This window comes from Gracilibacillus ureilyticus, assembly GCF_900111195.1.
Taxonomy (GTDB): domain Bacteria; phylum Bacillota; class Bacilli; order Bacillales; family Amphibacillaceae; genus Gracilibacillus; species Gracilibacillus ureilyticus.
In genome coordinates this window covers 34,994-50,839 of the sequence record NZ_FOGL01000022.1, presented here as the reverse complement: position 1 = coordinate 50,839, position 15,846 = coordinate 34,994, and the positions used below count along the sequence as shown (strand labels likewise).

The following is a 15,846-nucleotide window of genomic DNA, read 5'->3' as shown; positions in this document are numbered from 1 at the left end:
TCTGAGGGAAAATACAAAATTGAAGTTATGCTGAAAAAATCAGATCACCTAAATCACCAGGTTCCTGACTTGTAATCTTTATTGTTATGACTGCTCCCGTCTCGATTGTGATGAACAAATCATCAAGTTCCAGCACAATTGAGTATAAGTTATCACCATTATCGTTCTTAAAACCGTAACCAGATACCTTTTTTACTAATGTATGTGGAACCGAGAAACTAGAACTCATGATAATATGTTTATGAAACGGGTTATCTATTAGTTCATATTCAAGCGGCTCAGGGGTTTCTTGTTCTTTAAGTAGCAAAATGTCGTCACCTGTGTTGTCCTCGATCCAGTCCACTTTCCAATACTTTATGTCAGAAGAAGAAGAATTGTTTTTTCTAAAACTCAATAACGGTTCAACAGAGTGAAGAATAATGTCATTTCTCACCTTGTAAGTATCAAGTTTATTTGCATAAATTCCTTCTAGTAAATAGCCTTTTACCGTCATGAAATTTTCCCATAATTGTTTCATATTACTCCCCTTTATTTACTAACCTGACATGGATGTCCTTGTTTAGCTTTTTCCCCCAGCATGTAATTCCTTACTCACTCCGTTTCATTTTTCTTAAAAATCCCAACAAGTAACATTATCAGCCCAATTAAGAAGATTACCGGAAAAATATAAAATGCAATCAACGCAGCAAATCCACTCTTCTCAATTACCGCGTAGGTTAAACCGAGTGCAAAAGATAAGAATGGTGATATAGCTACCATCAGGGTGATTCCCCATACGATGTATTTTCTTTTTTTAGTCTTTCCCTTGCTTAGTTGAGAGGCTACTATCGCCCCTAAGATTGCAATTCCATAACCTATAGCAAATGGCATGAGACCACTCCCCGTTTCAAAATTACCCTGTCAATGTAATTCCTAATTCCATTTTTTTAAAATCGTTTATTCATATTCTGAATATGTTTCCCCGCTCTCACTAACCACCGAAAGTTCTCCCTTTATTTCATCAATACCTATAAGAATATAGGCGTTTTCTTCATCCGTCTCACTACTTTTTCCCTCAACTGTTATCGTTGTGCTGTTATCGGCTACATTGGCGTCTATAAATTCCAGAGTCTGGTTACTCGTACCAGTTGAAACAACTACCATTTTCTTACCTTCTGATATCGTAAAGACTCTGAACCCTCGAAAATCTGTTTGGTCATTTTGCAGCTGTTCTACATAGTCTTTTACACTTCCCGTTTCGCTTAATCTATCTTTCTCCAACACCCATGTATTACTATTGCAAGCACTTAGAAAAATTATCATTATAAATAATATTAGGTATGCTTTCTTCAAAAGTACTCCCCCTATTTATTAATGGATTATACCTTTTTATAAAGCCCTGCGACTTTTATATTACAAAAGCACTAAGCAAGAGTATTATAGCTCTTTGTCATTAACCAACAACCATCTGACCGACCCTTGCACCAAGACCTGTTTCCCAAAAGTAGAGAAATATGACCATAATGACAAACCAGGAAATTCGCCAGATTTTGTTTGGACGTAGAAATTGAATAATATAAAAAATGAGCCATGCTGCAAATGAAACCCAGACACCAAACCACATATAGGAATAAATTCCGCCCTCACTCATTCCAGCCCCGAATAATGCTAATGCGTTAAACGATAATAATACAATCAAAATAATCATGTTATATAGATGAAATGCCTTCTTCCCCAAATGTATCACTCCCAAAATGATTAATCTTTCTTTATCTACTTTTGCTCATTCATTAACTCTATCCTAACATAATATTCCATAAGTAAAAAAGATGATCAATGAATGATCACCTTTTTTAATATTGCCTCATATCGCTTCTTCTTATTTCTCAGCTATTATAAGAAACCTTTTGGAATTCGTTTGTATTCCTTTATCACTTTTATTATTTTCGATAAAATCCTTCAGTAATTCCCAGTCTTTTTTATCTTCTCCAAAGTCTGGAATGATTGGTGTGTGTGTCAGTAAAAAAATCAGGTCTTCTGGTCTTTCAAAATACTCTTTCGCATCATAATCAAATGATTGAACCTTTGAAAAACCTGCCTCCTTAAGTTCGTGAATATACTTTTCTTTAAGTTCTCCATCAATTTTTCCATGTGCCTGTCCTCTGCCAAATGCTTCTTTTAAATTACATTTATCTGATTCGCTTACTTGTTGTGTCAGAAACCAACCGCCAGTATTTAATACCTTAACTATTTCATTGGAAGAAAAGGGGGCGTGACGACTTGTGACTATATCAAACATACCCGTGGGAAACTGCAAATTTTCAGAAGCCATTTGAAAAAATTTTACGTTCACAATTTTAGATTTTTTCAAATTGGCTGAAGCAGTTTCCACCATTCTGCGGGATAAATCGATTCCAATCAAAAGGAACAGCGATGATGCAATACTAAGTAGCTTTTCACCGCCACCCGTTCCAATATCTAAGAGAATATCTGTTTTTTTACATCTTTTAATTACTTCATCGTAAAGCTCCCACTTTACACCTTCAGAGATAGACTTGATATTGCTAAAGTCCCAACCGTTTATGTTCCCGACCTTTTCATAAAAATTCTTATAATCAAATTCACTCATTAATTTAACCGCCTCTCAAATGGAAAGAAACAAGCCACTATTAATCAGTGCCTTGTTTTTCGTAGTAATAGAAATGACTACTGACACTGTTCAAAATTCAGGTTCTAAAAAGGGCATACTTCTCCCTTGATGGCTGGCACGCGTTTTTTTCCAGCCCGAAAACCTAGATACTTCGAACAAGACGGTAAAACATTCCATTCACCCCATTTGAAAGATTACGTTAACTATAACAAAGGCAATCGACCGTTGTAAACCCTTTCCTTTTGGTTAATGAAATCGCAAGTTAGTTGATGATTGCCTTTTTTAACTGTAACACCCGTTTTTTCAAAGGACTTTCTTATAGAAAACAACAGTAGTTTTATCATTTATTTTCTTTTTTTCACCTGTTTCGTAATAACCCATTTTTTCATATAAATAACAATTTTTTGTTTCTTCTAATACGGTAGCCAGTTCCCAACTGCTGGCTTGAGGGAAGATTTCTTCGATTAATTTTATAGCCTTCTGAGCTATTCCTTTTCCTTGATAAGCAGGTAAAATAAACATCGGGCTAATCCAAAACTTTACATCTTCTTTCCAAAAAACACAGATAGCTCCTGCAAGTTTGTTATCAGCCATTATTTTATAAAAACCGCCATCACGTCTATTTATTCTCATTAACACCTTGTCAATAGTCTCATTTGCTGGATTTGTATCATAGTCCTCATACTTATTGAGCAATGGCATAAATGCCTCAACTTGCATATCAAAGATTAACTCTGCATCATTATCTGTTGCTCTTTTCAACCATACCTCCACGACCCTCACCCACTTAATCATTTCAGTCTTTTATAAAATCACCTGGCAAAATCCTTTTTAAACTTTAAGGCGTTAATTGTGCACCTTCCAAACCACTTTCTTCAAAGAATCGAACCAATACATTACAGAATTAAACGAATATATTAAACTTATTTCAAATATTTTTTAAATCCTTTGCTTACTGTACCGTTGTATCCTTCTCTTTCAAAAAACTGATGAGCTCTATGTCGCTTTGAGCTACTTAATAACATGATTCTATGGCAATCTATTGACTTACAATACCGCTCGACATACTGTAATAATTTCTTCCCAACTTTTTTACTTTGATGTTTTTCATGAACAATGATATTCTCTACAATTCCATACGGGCTTTCACCATGTAAGGCTTGCAGGCATATATTGAGTGTCAGAGTTCCTAACAATACTCCTTCTTCTTCATAAACAAGCAAAAAATTATTAGGATCCTTTCTAATTTTCTCTATTTGTTCTTCAAGGACATTTCTTTTCTTACTATTCGGTATCAACATGCGATATAGTTCAGAAATCTGCTCTTTATCCGCTCTTTCAGCTTCACGAATCATATCCGAACAACTTCCTTTCAAATATTTTAATTAATACCATTTTCCTTTTTCATTCTACTAATCTGCCATTTTCTTTCAATAAATCAATATTAGCATAATATTCCAAAGGGAGATATTGAATTTCTGCAAAAAAAGAAGGCAATCATTTTTGATAATCGCCTTCTATTGCTCTATTCAATAGTTGAATTCCCTTAACCCTTTATCAAGTTTTATAATAATTGATTCCTAAGAAGATATACGTTTTTCTTTAAATAAGCTCCCCGTTTGTTTAAATACATTCACATACATAACACATAATCTTCACTTATTGTAGAAATGCTGCCAAGTTTGTTTTCAATACAACTTACACTAAGTCTAATCCATCAACAATCCGTTATCTCTGTGGCCAATTTAGAATTGGAAATCCCCATCTTTCATTAACAGGACTTCCGTTCCACCTTCTTTCATGCCCACCACTTTCATATCTTCACTGCCAAATGTCAGATTGACTAACAAAAGTGAAGTATTCAGACCCGCTGCCTTCAACTCTTCCTCAGATTGGTCACTGCCATTTTGAATATTAGAAGGAGAAGCATTTCCGATTCCCATATGACAGGCTGTATTTTCATCAAACAAGGTGTTGTAAAAAAGTGTGTCTGTCTGAGCAAGCGGTGATTTATTAGAGACCAAGGCAATTTCACCTAGATAATGGGAGCCTTCGTCTGTTTCGATGAGATCCTGTAGCACTTCTTGTCCCTTAGCGGCATAATAGTCGGTAATCCGTCCATCCTTAAAAATGAGATAAAAATCATCGATGACACTTCCCTCATAGATAAGCGGTTTCGTACCTATCAATCTTCCGTTCACCTTATTTTTATGGGGAGCAGTAAATATCTCTTCCGTAGGAATGTTTGGAAAGAAAGGTATTCCATTCTTATCCTTCACACGCCCACCGATGTAGCAATGGTTTTCAGGCAGACCAACGAATAAATCCGTTCCACGGCTGTTTGTAAAACGCAGTGCTTTAAATTGGCTTTCGTTTAGGAATTTTTTTCGAGACTCAAAGGCTCTATTGTGATTCTGCCAATCATGAACAGGATTTTCCCCATCTGCCCGAGCTCCTTGTAAAATCAATTTCCATAATGATTTCAGTGCTTCTTCTTGACTTAGGTTGGGAAATACTTTCGTTGCCCATGTAGCGTTAGGAACAGTTAGAAGACACCAGCGTACCTCATGGGACCTAATTTTCGCATGATGATCCCTCAATTTGGTACGTGTTGCTTTTTGGAAACGACTTATCCTTTCTGAGGAAACCTCATTAAAGACATCTAAGTTTTCTGAAATAATATGTATGTAGGCTGCACCTGCATCCTCCCACTCCTTAAAGCGTGCAGCCTGCCAATCAGGAAAGTGATCGATCACACTATCAGAGGCTTTTAAGTAAAATTCTTTGGCAGACTGTTCATCTGTCCAATCTATAAATACATTTGAAGCTCCTGCCTCGTAAGCTATCGTTTGGATTAGACGTGCAAATGTAGCATTTTGTATATCACTATGAATAATCAATAATTGGTTTTTTTGCAGATTCACACCAGCTCTTACAGCAAGTTCTGCATACTTTCTTAAATGAGGTTCACTTATATATTCATATATTTCTTTCATGATTTACTATCTCCCCTGTGATATCCTTGTCAATTATACTCCAGAACCCTAATCTACTTAAACTAGCCTGTGTTAGATCAGGTTGAATTTATTTAGTTTTCCCCGGGTTATCTTGTATCATTCATCACTTTATAAATCACACTGCCAAAAGTAAACTTTACAGGGTATATTGCAAGAATTACAGCAATAATCACGCTGATTGTCTTTATTCCGCCAGTTAAGTGGAATATATCGTTTATTAGGTAATTAGCTAATTGGATTAGACCAAATACAATACCCACCGATGCAATAAAGGCCAGCAATATAATAACTACCTGCAATAAGGACATCTGTCTTATCTTTTTTAATTTCTTTATACTGCCATCGTTAATTGAAAAAGAAAGATAAGCCAGTGAAATGATTAATAAGTACCAACTTGAATAGCCAAATACTATCCACGAAATACCTAAACTTAAAAGAAGAATCCACCCAATTATGTTAAAGGCTTTTCTATTCACTTAACCACTCCCAATAAATATCATTGATCTGATTGAGGTAATTCCTACTCCATATTAACATTTATTTTTAGGGTATTATAAATCTACCATTCTCGACAACTGCTTGTTCCAGATAAGCACCCTTTAATTTAATTACCTTACTTGATAAACTCAGCTATAAGAAGATAAGCGACATCGTATTCCTTCAACTTATTTATATTACCTGCAGGATCTTCATAAAACTCTGTCGCAAGAGAGCGCATCCCATTCTTATCGTTAGAATAACAAATGTGTGCTAACACTAATTTGTCTTGATTTAAACTTAGTTTTTCTGGAAAATTTCCTATCACACTTGCCATATTATCCAAATCATCGGAATTTTCGTCGTAACCATTTGTCGATCCGATAATACCATTACTACCAATTCCAATATTTAATGTTTTTTGGTTTTCTGTATTACTGCTCTGGGGGGTTGAAAAGATAATGGACCCACTTTCGTTTATTTGAGTTGTTATTTTACTTATTCGATCATCAACCAATTTACCAGCTTCATATTTTTCAATCCATACAGTTAATTCTTTGTATTCACCATCTATCTCAAAATCAAATACAATTGAATTATCTGAAGTAGTCGAAAGTATAGTATTTTCTCTGTCAGTTAATTCTGCAACAGAAATAGTGTTTGAATTTGTATTACAAGCACTTAAGACAACTAACAACAAAATTATTATTAGTTTTGTAAATAATCTATTCATTTCATCCCCCTCTTTAATAAAGTCAGCAAAAAATAGTGAAACACACCTGTTACATTAAGCTACTCTACTTATATTTAGCATGAAGTAACAATTGATCTAAGTCCATTATTTTAATTTTCTTCCTCGGTAACTGTTTAATCAATTCAAGTCCTTCCAGTGTAGAAAATTTACGGCTTATTGTTTCTGGTGTGGTACCAAGATACGAGGCTAAGTCCTTTTTTGACATTGGTAAGGTAACAGTTGGACTATTGCCATTTCCCTTTTCAACATTTTCAGCTAAAAAAGATATAATGCGGGATTCTACGTTTTCAATCGCTACTTGTGTGGTTTGTTTTTCAGAATCCTTCAAACGTGCCGTTACTTCTGACAGTATTTTTATTGAGATCTGCGGATATTCCACCAAATACTTCTGTAAATCCTCTCGTTTAATTAAACAAATAGATGTATTTTGAAGTGCTTCCGCATAATTTTCATGAATACTTCCAGATTGGAAAATGGCCACTTCCCCTGTAAAATCACCGGGATTTAACATGCGAACAAGTTGTTCTTTTCCAGAATCCGATAAGCGGTAAATCCTAGCCTTACCGGAATTGATAATATATAAGGTATCATCTTCCTCACCTGCACGGAATAATATTTCTCCTTTTTGCAGACGAAGTGTCTTGGCAGATTCCGCAATCAAATCCATTTGTGAGTCTTCAAGATGGTTGAAAATGGGAACGATACGAATACATTCTGCATGCCCATGTTTGTGATGGCAACATTGGTTTTGTTCCAAAATATCCTCTCCTTAATATAAAAAGCTAAGAAAGCTTCTTAGGCTTTCATTTTGTTTACTCGATTAATCAAGTTTAACCTTTGATTTGATAACAGGATATCCTACATCTTCAATTGCCTTTTCGATATCGTTAATGGCGATTGTTTCCGAATCAAAATCTACTTTTACTTTACTGGCATTGAATAATACTTTCAAGCTACCTTGATGAACACCGTTTACTCCTTTCACCGCATTTTCAATCTTTTGCATACAAGATGGACAAGATAATGTTTCTAATTGAATAACTGCTTTTCGCATGAATCATTTCCCCTTTCTTATTTTAACGACCGTAAACCAAGTTTATTCTTTTGTTTTTGAGTTATTTTAAGCCTGATAGGCATTATCTACTTCTGATAACATTTCGTAGGTGCCTGCATATGTTTCACAAACATCTCCAGGAATGGTGTAGTTGTCTGTGATTTTTCGTAATTGAGCAAATTCAGCATCTAAGTCAGGTTTGTTCGTACCTGCGTCTTTTATCTTTTTACTGATTTTTTCGAATAATTCACGTACATCAAAGGCTTCTGGATGGTTCTTACCATGGGCCCGTGTAATCGCAGTAGTGTATAAATCCAGTTTTTCAAAATGGTTTGTTATTATTTCGTTAAATGTTTGTTCAGACATTATTATTTCCCTCTTTCTTTAAATAATTTTTGTTATGTGTGTTTGTCTTAGGCAGATTTTACTTTTGATTTAACGACGGGATATCCTAGGTCTTCAATTGCCTTTTTGATATCGTTAATGGTGATCGTTTCTGAATCAAAATCTACTTTTACTTTACTGGCATTGAATAATACTTTTAAGCTATCTTGATTAACCCCGTTTAATCCTTTCACCGCATTTTCAATCTTTTGCATACAAGATGGACAAGATAATGTTTCTAATTGAATAACTGCTTTTTGCATGAATTATTTCTCCTTTCATCTTATCTTTGATTTTTTTGTTTTCCCTCTTCTTCTTTACAATTTAAGTATAGCTCAGGTTCAACGAAATGAAATTGATGCAAATCAAGTTTTAAGAAAAAAGTAGGGGAGTATTTTGTTCTTTCTACCTGAATACTTCCCCTTTATCATTCATCAAGACCGCTTTCTATTAAAATTATTCTCTCAACCGGTATCGAAGCAATCTCATACCATTCAAGATGACCATTAAGATACTTGCTTCGTGAACTAACATGCCTATTGACATATTCATCCATTCACTAAATAGTAGGCTGGCAAGTAAGACTAATACCACACCAACGGCTATGGTGATGTTCTGCTTCATGTTTCTTGAAGTTGATTTTGTTAATCCTAATGCGTGTGGTAAACGACTAAAGTCAGAATTCATTAAAACGACATCCGATGTTTCAATTGCAACATCTGTTCCACTTCCCATGGCAATACCAATATTCGCTAAGGCTAATGAAGGACTATCATTCACTCCGTCACCGACAAAGGCAATGGTTTGGCCTTTTGCTTGGATTTGTTCAATATATGCAGATTTTTCTTCTGGAAGCATATGACCATGTGCTTCTGTTAATTCAAGTTCTCTAGCAACTAAATCTACGGTTCCTTGGTTGTCCCCTGAAAGAACGATTAGGTTTTTGACTCCAAGTAATTTTAGTTTTTGAAGATCTTTTTTAACCCCTGGACGGATTTGATCCCGAATACCCATCAAAACTTTTAATTCTCCGTCGACAGCAGCTAACACAAGAGAATTCCCATTTTTCTCAAAGCGTACGATGTCTTTTTTAGCTTTTTCACTTAATTTCACATTTTCTTTTTCCATTAAAGCTACGTTACCAACTGCTATACGATGAACACCTATTTTTGCTACAATTCCGCCACCTTTAATGACTTCGGTTTCTTCAACAGTAGAGAGAGTTGTCTCGCCAATATTCTGTAAGACAGCTTTTGCTAGTGGGTGGTCCGATTCACGTTCCACACTTGCTAAGTATCCTAGAACATCTTCAGGATTGTTTCCGTAAAATTCTTTTTCGGCAACTTCAGGGTTTCCTATTGTCAATGTACCTGTTTTATCAAAAACGATTGTATCTACTCTACTAAAATCATTGATAACTTCACTACCTTTTAGTAGGACACCATTACGTGCACCGTTTCCGATGCCAGCAACGTTAGATACAGGAACCCCGATAACTAATGCACCTGGACACCCTAAGACAAGAATGGTTATAGCTAGTTCTATATCTTTTGAGAATAGCCAAACAATAATTCCAAGGACTAAAACAGCTGGTGTATAAAATTTAGAGAATCGATCAATAAATCGCTCTGCTTCTGATTTGGAATCTTGTGCTTCTTCCACTAATTCAATAATTCTACCGAATGTTGTATCCTCCCCTACACGGTCAGATCGAATCTGGATCGTTCCATTTTCTAAAATTGTTCCCGCAAATACTTCAGAATCAACCTTTTTCCTTACTGGAACAGACTCTCCGGTAATACTAGCTTCATTGATGTGACCTTCACCTATTAACACGGTTCCATCTACAGGTACTTTTGCACCCGTTTTGACTAATAAAATATCACCTTCCTCTACATCATCGACATCAACCTCTTCATATTCTCCATTTTCCATTTGCTTTAAAGCACTTTCTGGTGCCAACTCTGTTAATTCTTTAATGGCCGAACGTGTTTTGTTCAAGGTACGTTGCTCCAAGTAAGAACCAAATAAGAATAAGAAAGTAACGATGGCTGATTCCTCATAATTTTGAATCAATACTGCCCCAATTACTGCAATGGTAACTAAAACATCAATACTGACAACTTTTACTTTTAATGCCTGATAGGCTTGAATTCCAATTGGTGCTACACCAAGAATAGATGCAATGATAAGCGCCCAATTGTCTATGGAAAATCGTCCAAAGAATGCAAGTGCAATCAATATTGCACTGATCAGGGTAATGGAGTTCTTTTTACTTAATATATATCTTTGCATGTTGATTCCCTCCAGTATCAAATTCATTTTCATTTGTATTCCTTGTTGATGACTCCAGTATAGGATGTTTCTATGAAATAAAAATTGATTCCGATCAAGTTCTATGGAAAAGTGAAAAATGATAAAAGAACAGCAAACTAAAACGCTCGGAAAATTACTCTGAGCGTTTTCATTCTAATAATTAATTTTTTCTTCACCAAAACTGCCATGTTCTTTTTGTAACTTTCTGGTATCATCTTAGTATGAAGGTTTAAGACATTTTTGATGATGGGGAGGAATATGGGGAAGGTGAATGAACAAAGTATGAAAAATAAAATTGCTTGGGAATATCGAGCATACGAATTTTGGAACAAAAAATTTGGTTCACCAAAGGAAAAGGCTAAACAAATATTAGAAAACCCAAAAGCACAGCTAACAAAACATAAAGAGTATTTTGAAGATATTGCAGGTAAAAATATTGCCAACATTTGTGGTTCAAATGGAAGAAAAGCAGTACCATTAGCACTATTAGGTGCTGAAGTAACGGTATTTGATATTTCAGAGGAAAATCAAAAATACGCATTGGAATTAGCTGAATGTGCTAATACATCCATCGATTATATTGTTACAGATATTTATGAAATAGGCATTGAAAAGTATAGAAGTCATTTTGATATGCTTTATTTAGAAGGTGGAATTTTGCATTATTTTAATGATATTGATAAATTTATGTCCATTCTATTTTCCATACTTAAAGAAGATGGAGTTCTGATCTTAAGTGATTTCCATCCCTTAAGAAGATGTATCGTTAAAGATTCTGATGCGAAAAATCAATACCACATCCAAGCTAATTATTTTGATAAAGAATTAAAAAATGGGGACGTATGTTTTGAACTTCTAACCACTTAACACCCTTTCGGGTTGTTTGAAGTGGGAGATTCTTGGGAACAGAGCGTACTTGTTAGCGTATTTCTTTGCCAACAGAGGTTTCTCTTATTGACCAAGCTATCCCCGTAGATTCCTGCGGTTCTATATTTTTTTTAATCCAAAACTAAGGTTCTTAAACCTTCGGCTAGGATATTTTTGCTGGCATTTATATCTCTATCGTGATGTTCGTGGCAAACAGGACAAGTCCAATCCCTTATTTCAAGAGATTTCTTGCCATCTTGATGTCCACAATCGGAACATATTTGACTAGACGGAAACCATCTGCTTATTTTCACGATTGTTTTACCGTACCATTTCGCTTTGTATTCTAATTTAGTTACAAAGGCAGACCATGATACATCAGAGAGTGATTTTGCTAACTTATGATTCCGTAACATTCCTTTGGTGTTCAAGTCTTCGATACAGACAATATCGTGGTTTTTGATTATTTCTGTACTTAACTTGTTAAGAAAATCGTCACGTTGGTTCATTACTCTTTCGTGCAATCTAGCTACTCTACGTTTTTGTTCCTGATAGTTTTTTGCATCAAGAAGGTTAATACTATTGTTTTTAGCATGTAACGCAAGTCTTGAAAGTTTTCGCTGTTCACGTTTTAGTTTCTTTTCCATTTTTGATGTGAATTTATTATTGTCAATCTTGCGACCATCAGAAAGAATGGCAAAGTCAGTGATACCTAAATCTATACCAATAGATAATTCCGTTTTCTCCAATGGCTGTACTTCTATTTCTGCAAGAATGGATACAAAGTATTTACCACTGGGATTTCGTCTAACAGTAGCATTAAGGATACGACCATGTACTTCACGACTTTTGGCAAAGCGAACAAGACCAAGTTTCGGCAATTTGATTTTGCTGTCTACAATGGTAATGTTATTGTTTGTTTCTTTCGTCGTGTAGGATTGTACCTTATTCTTTTTAGACTTGAAGCGTGGAGCTTTATTTTGTTTCTTGAAAAATCGGGTATAAGAATCAGCAAGGTTTTTCAGTGAGGATTGAAGGGCAATGCTATCCACTTCTTTTAGCCATACTAATTTCTTTTTTAGTTGTGTCAATTCAGCAGAACAAGAATGGTAAGTTAATCCTTTGCCAGTTTCTTTGTATGTATCGTTCCATTGCCCTAAAAAGCGATTAAATACAAAACGACTACATCCAATTATTTTAGCAATTAAGATTTCCTGTTCTTTGGTTGGATAGATACGAAATTTGTACGCTTTATTGACTAACATTGTTTTCCCCTCACTTTAGACCTTGATTATCAATGTACTTTTTAACTACATCGATTGGAGATCCACCAGTAGTTAGTAAGCAAAAACTTCTCGACCAAAACATTTCTTTCCATAGCTTTTTTCTTATTTGTAGGAAGTCACGTTTTATCAGACGAGAACTTGCACTTTTATAAGCATTTATGAACTTTGACAATTCTGTATTAAGGTGTGCTTTGAACAAAAAATTTGATGAGCATCGTGGCTGGAAAAATGAAAATATTCCATGGGAATTCACTATTTTAGCTTCCAAATAATTTTACACTCAAACATAATGGTTAGTTATATAATAGTGAAAAGAAAGTAATATTTTTTCCCACCTATAGGGTCATTTCTGCAAAAAGACAGGAATGCTTTTTCTTTTAAAAGCCCAAAATAAGAAGGAGAGAAAGAAAATGATAATGCCGTAAAACGCAGGAGAACTATACCAAATATTCTGAAACCTTACCCAATAACTCATGCCACCTTGCTCTGGTGGCAAAACGGAATATAATGCCATTTCCACATAAAACATTCCAACCAGAAACAATATTAAGAAAATATGTATGATAGATACGATTGATTTAAATTTCATAGAATACCTCATCTCTTATAATATATTGAAGAGCTTCTCCACAAAGGAATTTCCAGTTGGTTCGGAATCTCCTTAAAGGACCTTTTCAAATTAAAAAGCTATCAACGTTGTTCTTTCATCATTTTCATCTGTTATATATTCTATATTTTTATAACCAGCAGTTACTGCCTTTGCAAATATTTTCTTTATAATCATTTCGTCTTTTGCATAAATAGTTACATAGGAAGAATCGACTAACAGTAGTATAAATTGACATTCACTCTCAACAAATTCTTGGTATGTTGCAATTTCTCTTACCTCTGACTCTTTTGCGAATCCCTTTAAATCAATAAATATAAGATAATAATTCTCTTTTGAGATTTCTTTGAAAAGCACTCTTCCATCTAATAAGCAGGGCGTTGGAAATAAGGCCTTTCCTAAAGTATTATTTTCAATAAAATATGATTCTCCACCACCAACTTTCCAAGTTAGTTCATTTAAATTAGTACCATTTAATATATCAAATAAGTACTTTCCATAAGCATTTGGGATTTCGAAAGATAAGCCTCGCAATTTTGATGCCTCCTTTCTCTTTATTAGTAACTTAGTCCATTCGTTCAACAAGACACCAATGAAGTACGAAAACCATCCCAGTGTTTCCGTGTTTCTCCAGCGTCATTCCTCAGTGTGCTTTTTCGGACGCGAAATACGTTCCATGATCAAAGCTATTCTGCGACGAGGAAGAAAACGTCCCATTTGGGCCGCCATGTAATTGTTGCGCCCGTCAACGATATAACTGTTTCCCCGGTCAATTCCGTGAAATCCGGCTTGTACTACGTTCTCCGGGGTAGACATAGTGCTGCCTGCCGCCATGTCCTGACTGCCGACCGCATCGAAGAAGCCTGTATCCGTCGCGCCTGGGCACAAGGCAAGCACGCGGACACCCCGTTCGCGGGTTTCCGCCCACAACGCTTCGGAGAAGGATAACACGAACGCTTTGGTAGCCCCGTAAACAGCTGAATAAGCGCAAGGCACAAATGCCGCCATCGAAGCTACATTTACGACAATTCCGTCCTTACGTTTTAGCATGCCGGGTAGAAAACGATGCGTCAGGTCGATGAGCGCTGCGTTGTTCAGCATAATCTCTTCCTGCTCGCGCTCCGAATCCATGTCCTCAAAACGTCCATATGTGCCGAAGCCAGCGTTGTTGATGAGAATATCGACCGTCAGTCCGAGTTCGGCGATGTGTTCGGCCAGTTGACACGGAGCACCTGCCTGGGACAAATCAACGGGCAAGGCATGCGCCTGTACGCCGTAATTTCGTATAATTTCGCCTGCCAACGCTTCCAGCTTATCTTTGGAACGCGCGGTCAGTACGACATGGCAGCCTCTTGACGCCAACTCTTTCGCATACGCCTCGCCAATTCCGGAGGAAGATCCGGTGACCACAGCCAGTTTGCCTTTATATTGATATGGTTTCATAAGAATACTCCTTTATAGTTGAAGTTGTATTCATCATACCAACATCAGTAAATGCTAACCACAGTATGTCTATACTATTAAAGGGACTAACAGGCTAAGCTTACGGGGCCAAATCGGTGTCTTGTGCCAGCAGGAGCGCTAGTCTCTCCTCCGTTCCCGAACCTGGTGTCGGAACGAAAAAGCACCAATGCAGTCCTGGATCGTTGTCAATCACCAACGCACAATGGATCGTGAACGCCATTTCTTGTCCGTCGGGAAGAAGATAACGAACTGGGACTGCGCTTTTTTGCCGTATTTCATGCTGCTGCCAGAAACGCACGAAGTCCTTGCTGCTCCGTTTCAAACTTTCAAATCTTTTCATGAACGAAGGGTTATCTTTATTACGGACGAGGCTTGCCCGGGTCAACGCCGTCATATAGCGGGCGAAGTCTTCCCAATTCACCAATCTTTCTCGGTACGCCGAATCCAGAAACGTCAGCATGACCATGTTTCGTCTGCTTTCCGGCAGTTGACCGAAGTCCCCAACAATAAGCTCCGCTCCCCGATTCCAAGCGATCAAATCAGCCACTTCATTCGCGATAAAAGAAGGATAACGCATTTGATTGACAAGGTTTTGCAGAAACCCGACATCAGGTTGTTCTTGCCTCGGTGCCGTGCGGTTACTAACCGGATCACGTTTGACCAGGTCGAACAAGTGCTTTCGCTCATCCTCGTTCAGTTGCAGCGCTTGGCTGATATTTGACAAAACTTCAGGGGAAGGATTCCTCTCGCGACCCTGCTCCAGCCAGGTATAATAAGTTACACTCACGTTGGCGAGATAGGCGACTTCTTCCCTTCGAAGTCCTGGGGTGCGTCTTCGGCTGGGAAATGACTTGATCCCCGTATCTTCTGGCTGAAGCTTATATCGGCGTGATTTGATAAATTCACCCAATTCGGATGAAGAATGATGATTTTCCATATAACCCATGCCCCCAATTATAAGTGACGGTTTCACTTTTGTTCTCAGTTATCA

20 protein-coding genes and 1 pseudogene are annotated in these 15,846 nt (G+C 36.6%); 1 reads left to right on the top strand and 20 read right to left on the bottom strand.

Going from position 1 to position 15,846, the window contains the following annotated elements:
* Window positions 1-25: 25 nt before the first annotated feature.
* The 15 genes from BMW36_RS17660 to BMW36_RS17590 form a co-directional block, all read right to left on the bottom strand.
* Entirely contained in the window at window positions 26-517 is a 492-nt protein-coding gene (locus BMW36_RS17660; protein WP_245711739.1) for a hypothetical protein, read from the bottom strand.
* Window positions 518-591: 74 nt separating this feature from the next.
* A complete protein-coding gene (locus tag BMW36_RS17655; RefSeq protein WP_089743574.1) occupies window positions 592-870 on the bottom strand; it encodes a hypothetical protein in 279 nt (92 codons plus the stop codon).
* A gap of 66 nt (window positions 871-936) precedes the next feature.
* The gene (locus tag BMW36_RS17650) at window positions 937-1,332 is read right to left on the bottom strand and encodes a hypothetical protein (protein ID WP_089743572.1); all 396 of its coding nucleotides are present in this window, start codon (window positions 1,330-1,332) and stop codon (window positions 937-939) included.
* A gap of 100 nt (window positions 1,333-1,432) precedes the next feature.
* Complete coding sequence (locus BMW36_RS17645; protein WP_089743570.1) at window positions 1,433-1,717, bottom strand: hypothetical protein; 285 nt, start codon at window positions 1,715-1,717, stop codon at window positions 1,433-1,435.
* 141 nt (window positions 1,718-1,858) lie between these two features.
* Window positions 1,859-2,608, bottom strand: a complete 750-nt coding sequence (locus BMW36_RS17640; RefSeq protein WP_089743568.1) for a class I SAM-dependent methyltransferase — start codon at window positions 2,606-2,608, stop codon at window positions 1,859-1,861.
* A gap of 324 nt (window positions 2,609-2,932) precedes the next feature.
* Window positions 2,933-3,424, bottom strand: a complete 492-nt coding sequence (locus BMW36_RS17635) for a GNAT family N-acetyltransferase (RefSeq protein ID WP_425431958.1) — start codon at window positions 3,422-3,424, stop codon at window positions 2,933-2,935.
* A gap of 128 nt (window positions 3,425-3,552) precedes the next feature.
* Entirely contained in the window at window positions 3,553-3,984 is a 432-nt protein-coding gene (locus BMW36_RS17630) for a GNAT family N-acetyltransferase (protein ID WP_089743564.1), read from the bottom strand.
* A 390-nt stretch (window positions 3,985-4,374) separates the two neighbouring features.
* Window positions 4,375-5,625: an aminopeptidase gene (locus BMW36_RS17625; protein ID WP_245711738.1), complete on the bottom strand. Its 1,251-nt coding sequence runs from the start codon at window positions 5,623-5,625 to the stop codon at window positions 4,375-4,377.
* Between the two features lie 107 nt (window positions 5,626-5,732).
* Window positions 5,733-6,122, bottom strand: a complete 390-nt coding sequence (locus BMW36_RS17620; RefSeq protein WP_089743560.1) for a disulfide bond formation protein DsbD — start codon at window positions 6,120-6,122, stop codon at window positions 5,733-5,735.
* 137 nt (window positions 6,123-6,259) lie between these two features.
* Complete coding sequence (locus BMW36_RS17615; protein ID WP_089743558.1) at window positions 6,260-6,856, bottom strand: hypothetical protein; 597 nt, start codon at window positions 6,854-6,856, stop codon at window positions 6,260-6,262.
* A 64-nt stretch (window positions 6,857-6,920) separates the two neighbouring features.
* Window positions 6,921-7,634: a Crp/Fnr family transcriptional regulator gene (locus BMW36_RS17610; protein ID WP_089743556.1), complete on the bottom strand. Its 714-nt coding sequence runs from the start codon at window positions 7,632-7,634 to the stop codon at window positions 6,921-6,923.
* A 63-nt stretch (window positions 7,635-7,697) separates the two neighbouring features.
* The gene (locus tag BMW36_RS17605; protein ID WP_089743554.1) at window positions 7,698-7,931 is read right to left on the bottom strand and encodes a heavy-metal-associated domain-containing protein; all 234 of its coding nucleotides are present in this window, start codon (window positions 7,929-7,931) and stop codon (window positions 7,698-7,700) included.
* A 66-nt stretch (window positions 7,932-7,997) separates the two neighbouring features.
* Window positions 7,998-8,297, bottom strand: coding sequence for an iron-sulfur cluster repair di-iron protein, ric (locus BMW36_RS17600; protein ID WP_089743551.1), 300 nt, complete (start codon window positions 8,295-8,297; stop codon window positions 7,998-8,000).
* A gap of 47 nt (window positions 8,298-8,344) precedes the next feature.
* Entirely contained in the window at window positions 8,345-8,578 is a 234-nt protein-coding gene (locus BMW36_RS17595) for a heavy-metal-associated domain-containing protein (protein ID WP_033827363.1), read from the bottom strand.
* 193 nt (window positions 8,579-8,771) lie between these two features.
* A complete protein-coding gene (locus BMW36_RS17590; RefSeq protein WP_089743549.1) occupies window positions 8,772-10,610 on the bottom strand; it encodes a heavy metal translocating P-type ATPase in 1,839 nt (612 codons plus the stop codon).
* A gap of 288 nt (window positions 10,611-10,898) precedes the next feature.
* On the opposite strand from BMW36_RS17590, the gene BMW36_RS17585 reads away from it, so the two are divergent.
* Window positions 10,899-11,498, top strand: coding sequence for a class I SAM-dependent methyltransferase (locus BMW36_RS17585; protein ID WP_089743631.1), 600 nt, complete (start codon window positions 10,899-10,901; stop codon window positions 11,496-11,498).
* Between the two features lie 131 nt (window positions 11,499-11,629).
* Here BMW36_RS17585 and tnpB read toward each other — a convergent pair whose 3' ends face one another.
* From tnpB to BMW36_RS17555, 5 genes and pseudogenes are all read right to left on the bottom strand, one after another.
* On the bottom strand, window positions 11,630-12,763 hold the full coding sequence (tnpB, locus tag BMW36_RS17580) for an IS200/IS605 family element RNA-guided endonuclease TnpB (RefSeq protein ID WP_089743548.1): 1,134 nt from the start codon (window positions 12,761-12,763) through the stop codon (window positions 11,630-11,632).
* Between the two features lie 10 nt (window positions 12,764-12,773).
* Window positions 12,774-12,989: pseudogene (gene tnpA, locus BMW36_RS17575) on the bottom strand (IS200/IS605 family transposase); the annotation flags it as partial.
* 474 nt (window positions 12,990-13,463) lie between these two features.
* Window positions 13,464-13,925 carry a DUF2691 family protein gene (locus tag BMW36_RS17565; protein WP_089743544.1) on the bottom strand — a complete coding sequence of 154 codons (462 nt, stop codon included), beginning with the start codon at window positions 13,923-13,925 and terminating at the stop codon, window positions 13,464-13,466.
* Window positions 13,926-14,027: 102 nt separating this feature from the next.
* A complete protein-coding gene (locus BMW36_RS17560) occupies window positions 14,028-14,834 on the bottom strand; it encodes an SDR family NAD(P)-dependent oxidoreductase (RefSeq protein WP_089743542.1) in 807 nt (268 codons plus the stop codon).
* 100 nt (window positions 14,835-14,934) lie between these two features.
* Window positions 14,935-15,792 (bottom strand): helix-turn-helix transcriptional regulator, encoded by an 858-nt coding sequence (locus tag BMW36_RS17555; RefSeq protein ID WP_089743540.1) that lies wholly within the window; start codon window positions 15,790-15,792, stop codon window positions 14,935-14,937.
* Between the last annotated feature and the right edge of the window lie 54 nt (window positions 15,793-15,846).

Excerpts from the sequence above, each read along its gene's own strand:
- BMW36_RS17605 (WP_089743554.1), bottom strand. The coding sequence starts at position 7,931 with ATGCGAAAAGCAGTTATTCAATTAGAAACATTATCTTGTCCATCTTGT.
- BMW36_RS17555 (WP_089743540.1), bottom strand. The coding sequence starts at position 15,792 with ATGGAAAATCATCATTCTTCATCCGAATTGGGTGAATTTATCAAATCA.
- BMW36_RS17600 (WP_089743551.1), bottom strand. The coding sequence starts at position 8,297 with ATGTCTGAACAAACATTTAACGAAATAATAACAAACCATTTTGAAAAA.
- BMW36_RS17655 (WP_089743574.1), bottom strand. The coding sequence starts at position 870 with ATGCCATTTGCTATAGGTTATGGAATTGCAATCTTAGGGGCGATAGTA.
- tnpB (WP_089743548.1), bottom strand. The coding sequence starts at position 12,763 with ATGTTAGTCAATAAAGCGTACAAATTTCGTATCTATCCAACCAAAGAA.
- BMW36_RS17630 (WP_089743564.1), bottom strand. The coding sequence starts at position 3,984 with ATGATTCGTGAAGCTGAAAGAGCGGATAAAGAGCAGATTTCTGAACTA.
- BMW36_RS17635 (WP_425431958.1), bottom strand. The coding sequence starts at position 3,424 with ATGATTAAGTGGGTGAGGGTCGTGGAGGTATGGTTGAAAAGAGCAACA.
- BMW36_RS17625 (WP_245711738.1), bottom strand. The coding sequence starts at position 5,625 with ATGAAAGAAATATATGAATATATAAGTGAACCTCATTTAAGAAAGTAT.
- BMW36_RS17640 (WP_089743568.1), bottom strand. The coding sequence starts at position 2,608 with ATGAGTGAATTTGATTATAAGAATTTTTATGAAAAGGTCGGGAACATA.
- BMW36_RS17595 (WP_033827363.1), bottom strand. The coding sequence starts at position 8,578 with ATGCAAAAAGCAGTTATTCAATTAGAAACATTATCTTGTCCATCTTGT.
- BMW36_RS17660 (WP_245711739.1), bottom strand. The coding sequence starts at position 517 with ATGAAACAATTATGGGAAAATTTCATGACGGTAAAAGGCTATTTACTA.
- BMW36_RS17615 (WP_089743558.1), bottom strand. The coding sequence starts at position 6,856 with ATGAATAGATTATTTACAAAACTAATAATAATTTTGTTGTTAGTTGTC.
- BMW36_RS17590 (WP_089743549.1), bottom strand. The coding sequence starts at position 10,610 with ATGCAAAGATATATATTAAGTAAAAAGAACTCCATTACCCTGATCAGT.
- BMW36_RS17560 (WP_089743542.1), bottom strand. The coding sequence starts at position 14,834 with ATGAAACCATATCAATATAAAGGCAAACTGGCTGTGGTCACCGGATCT.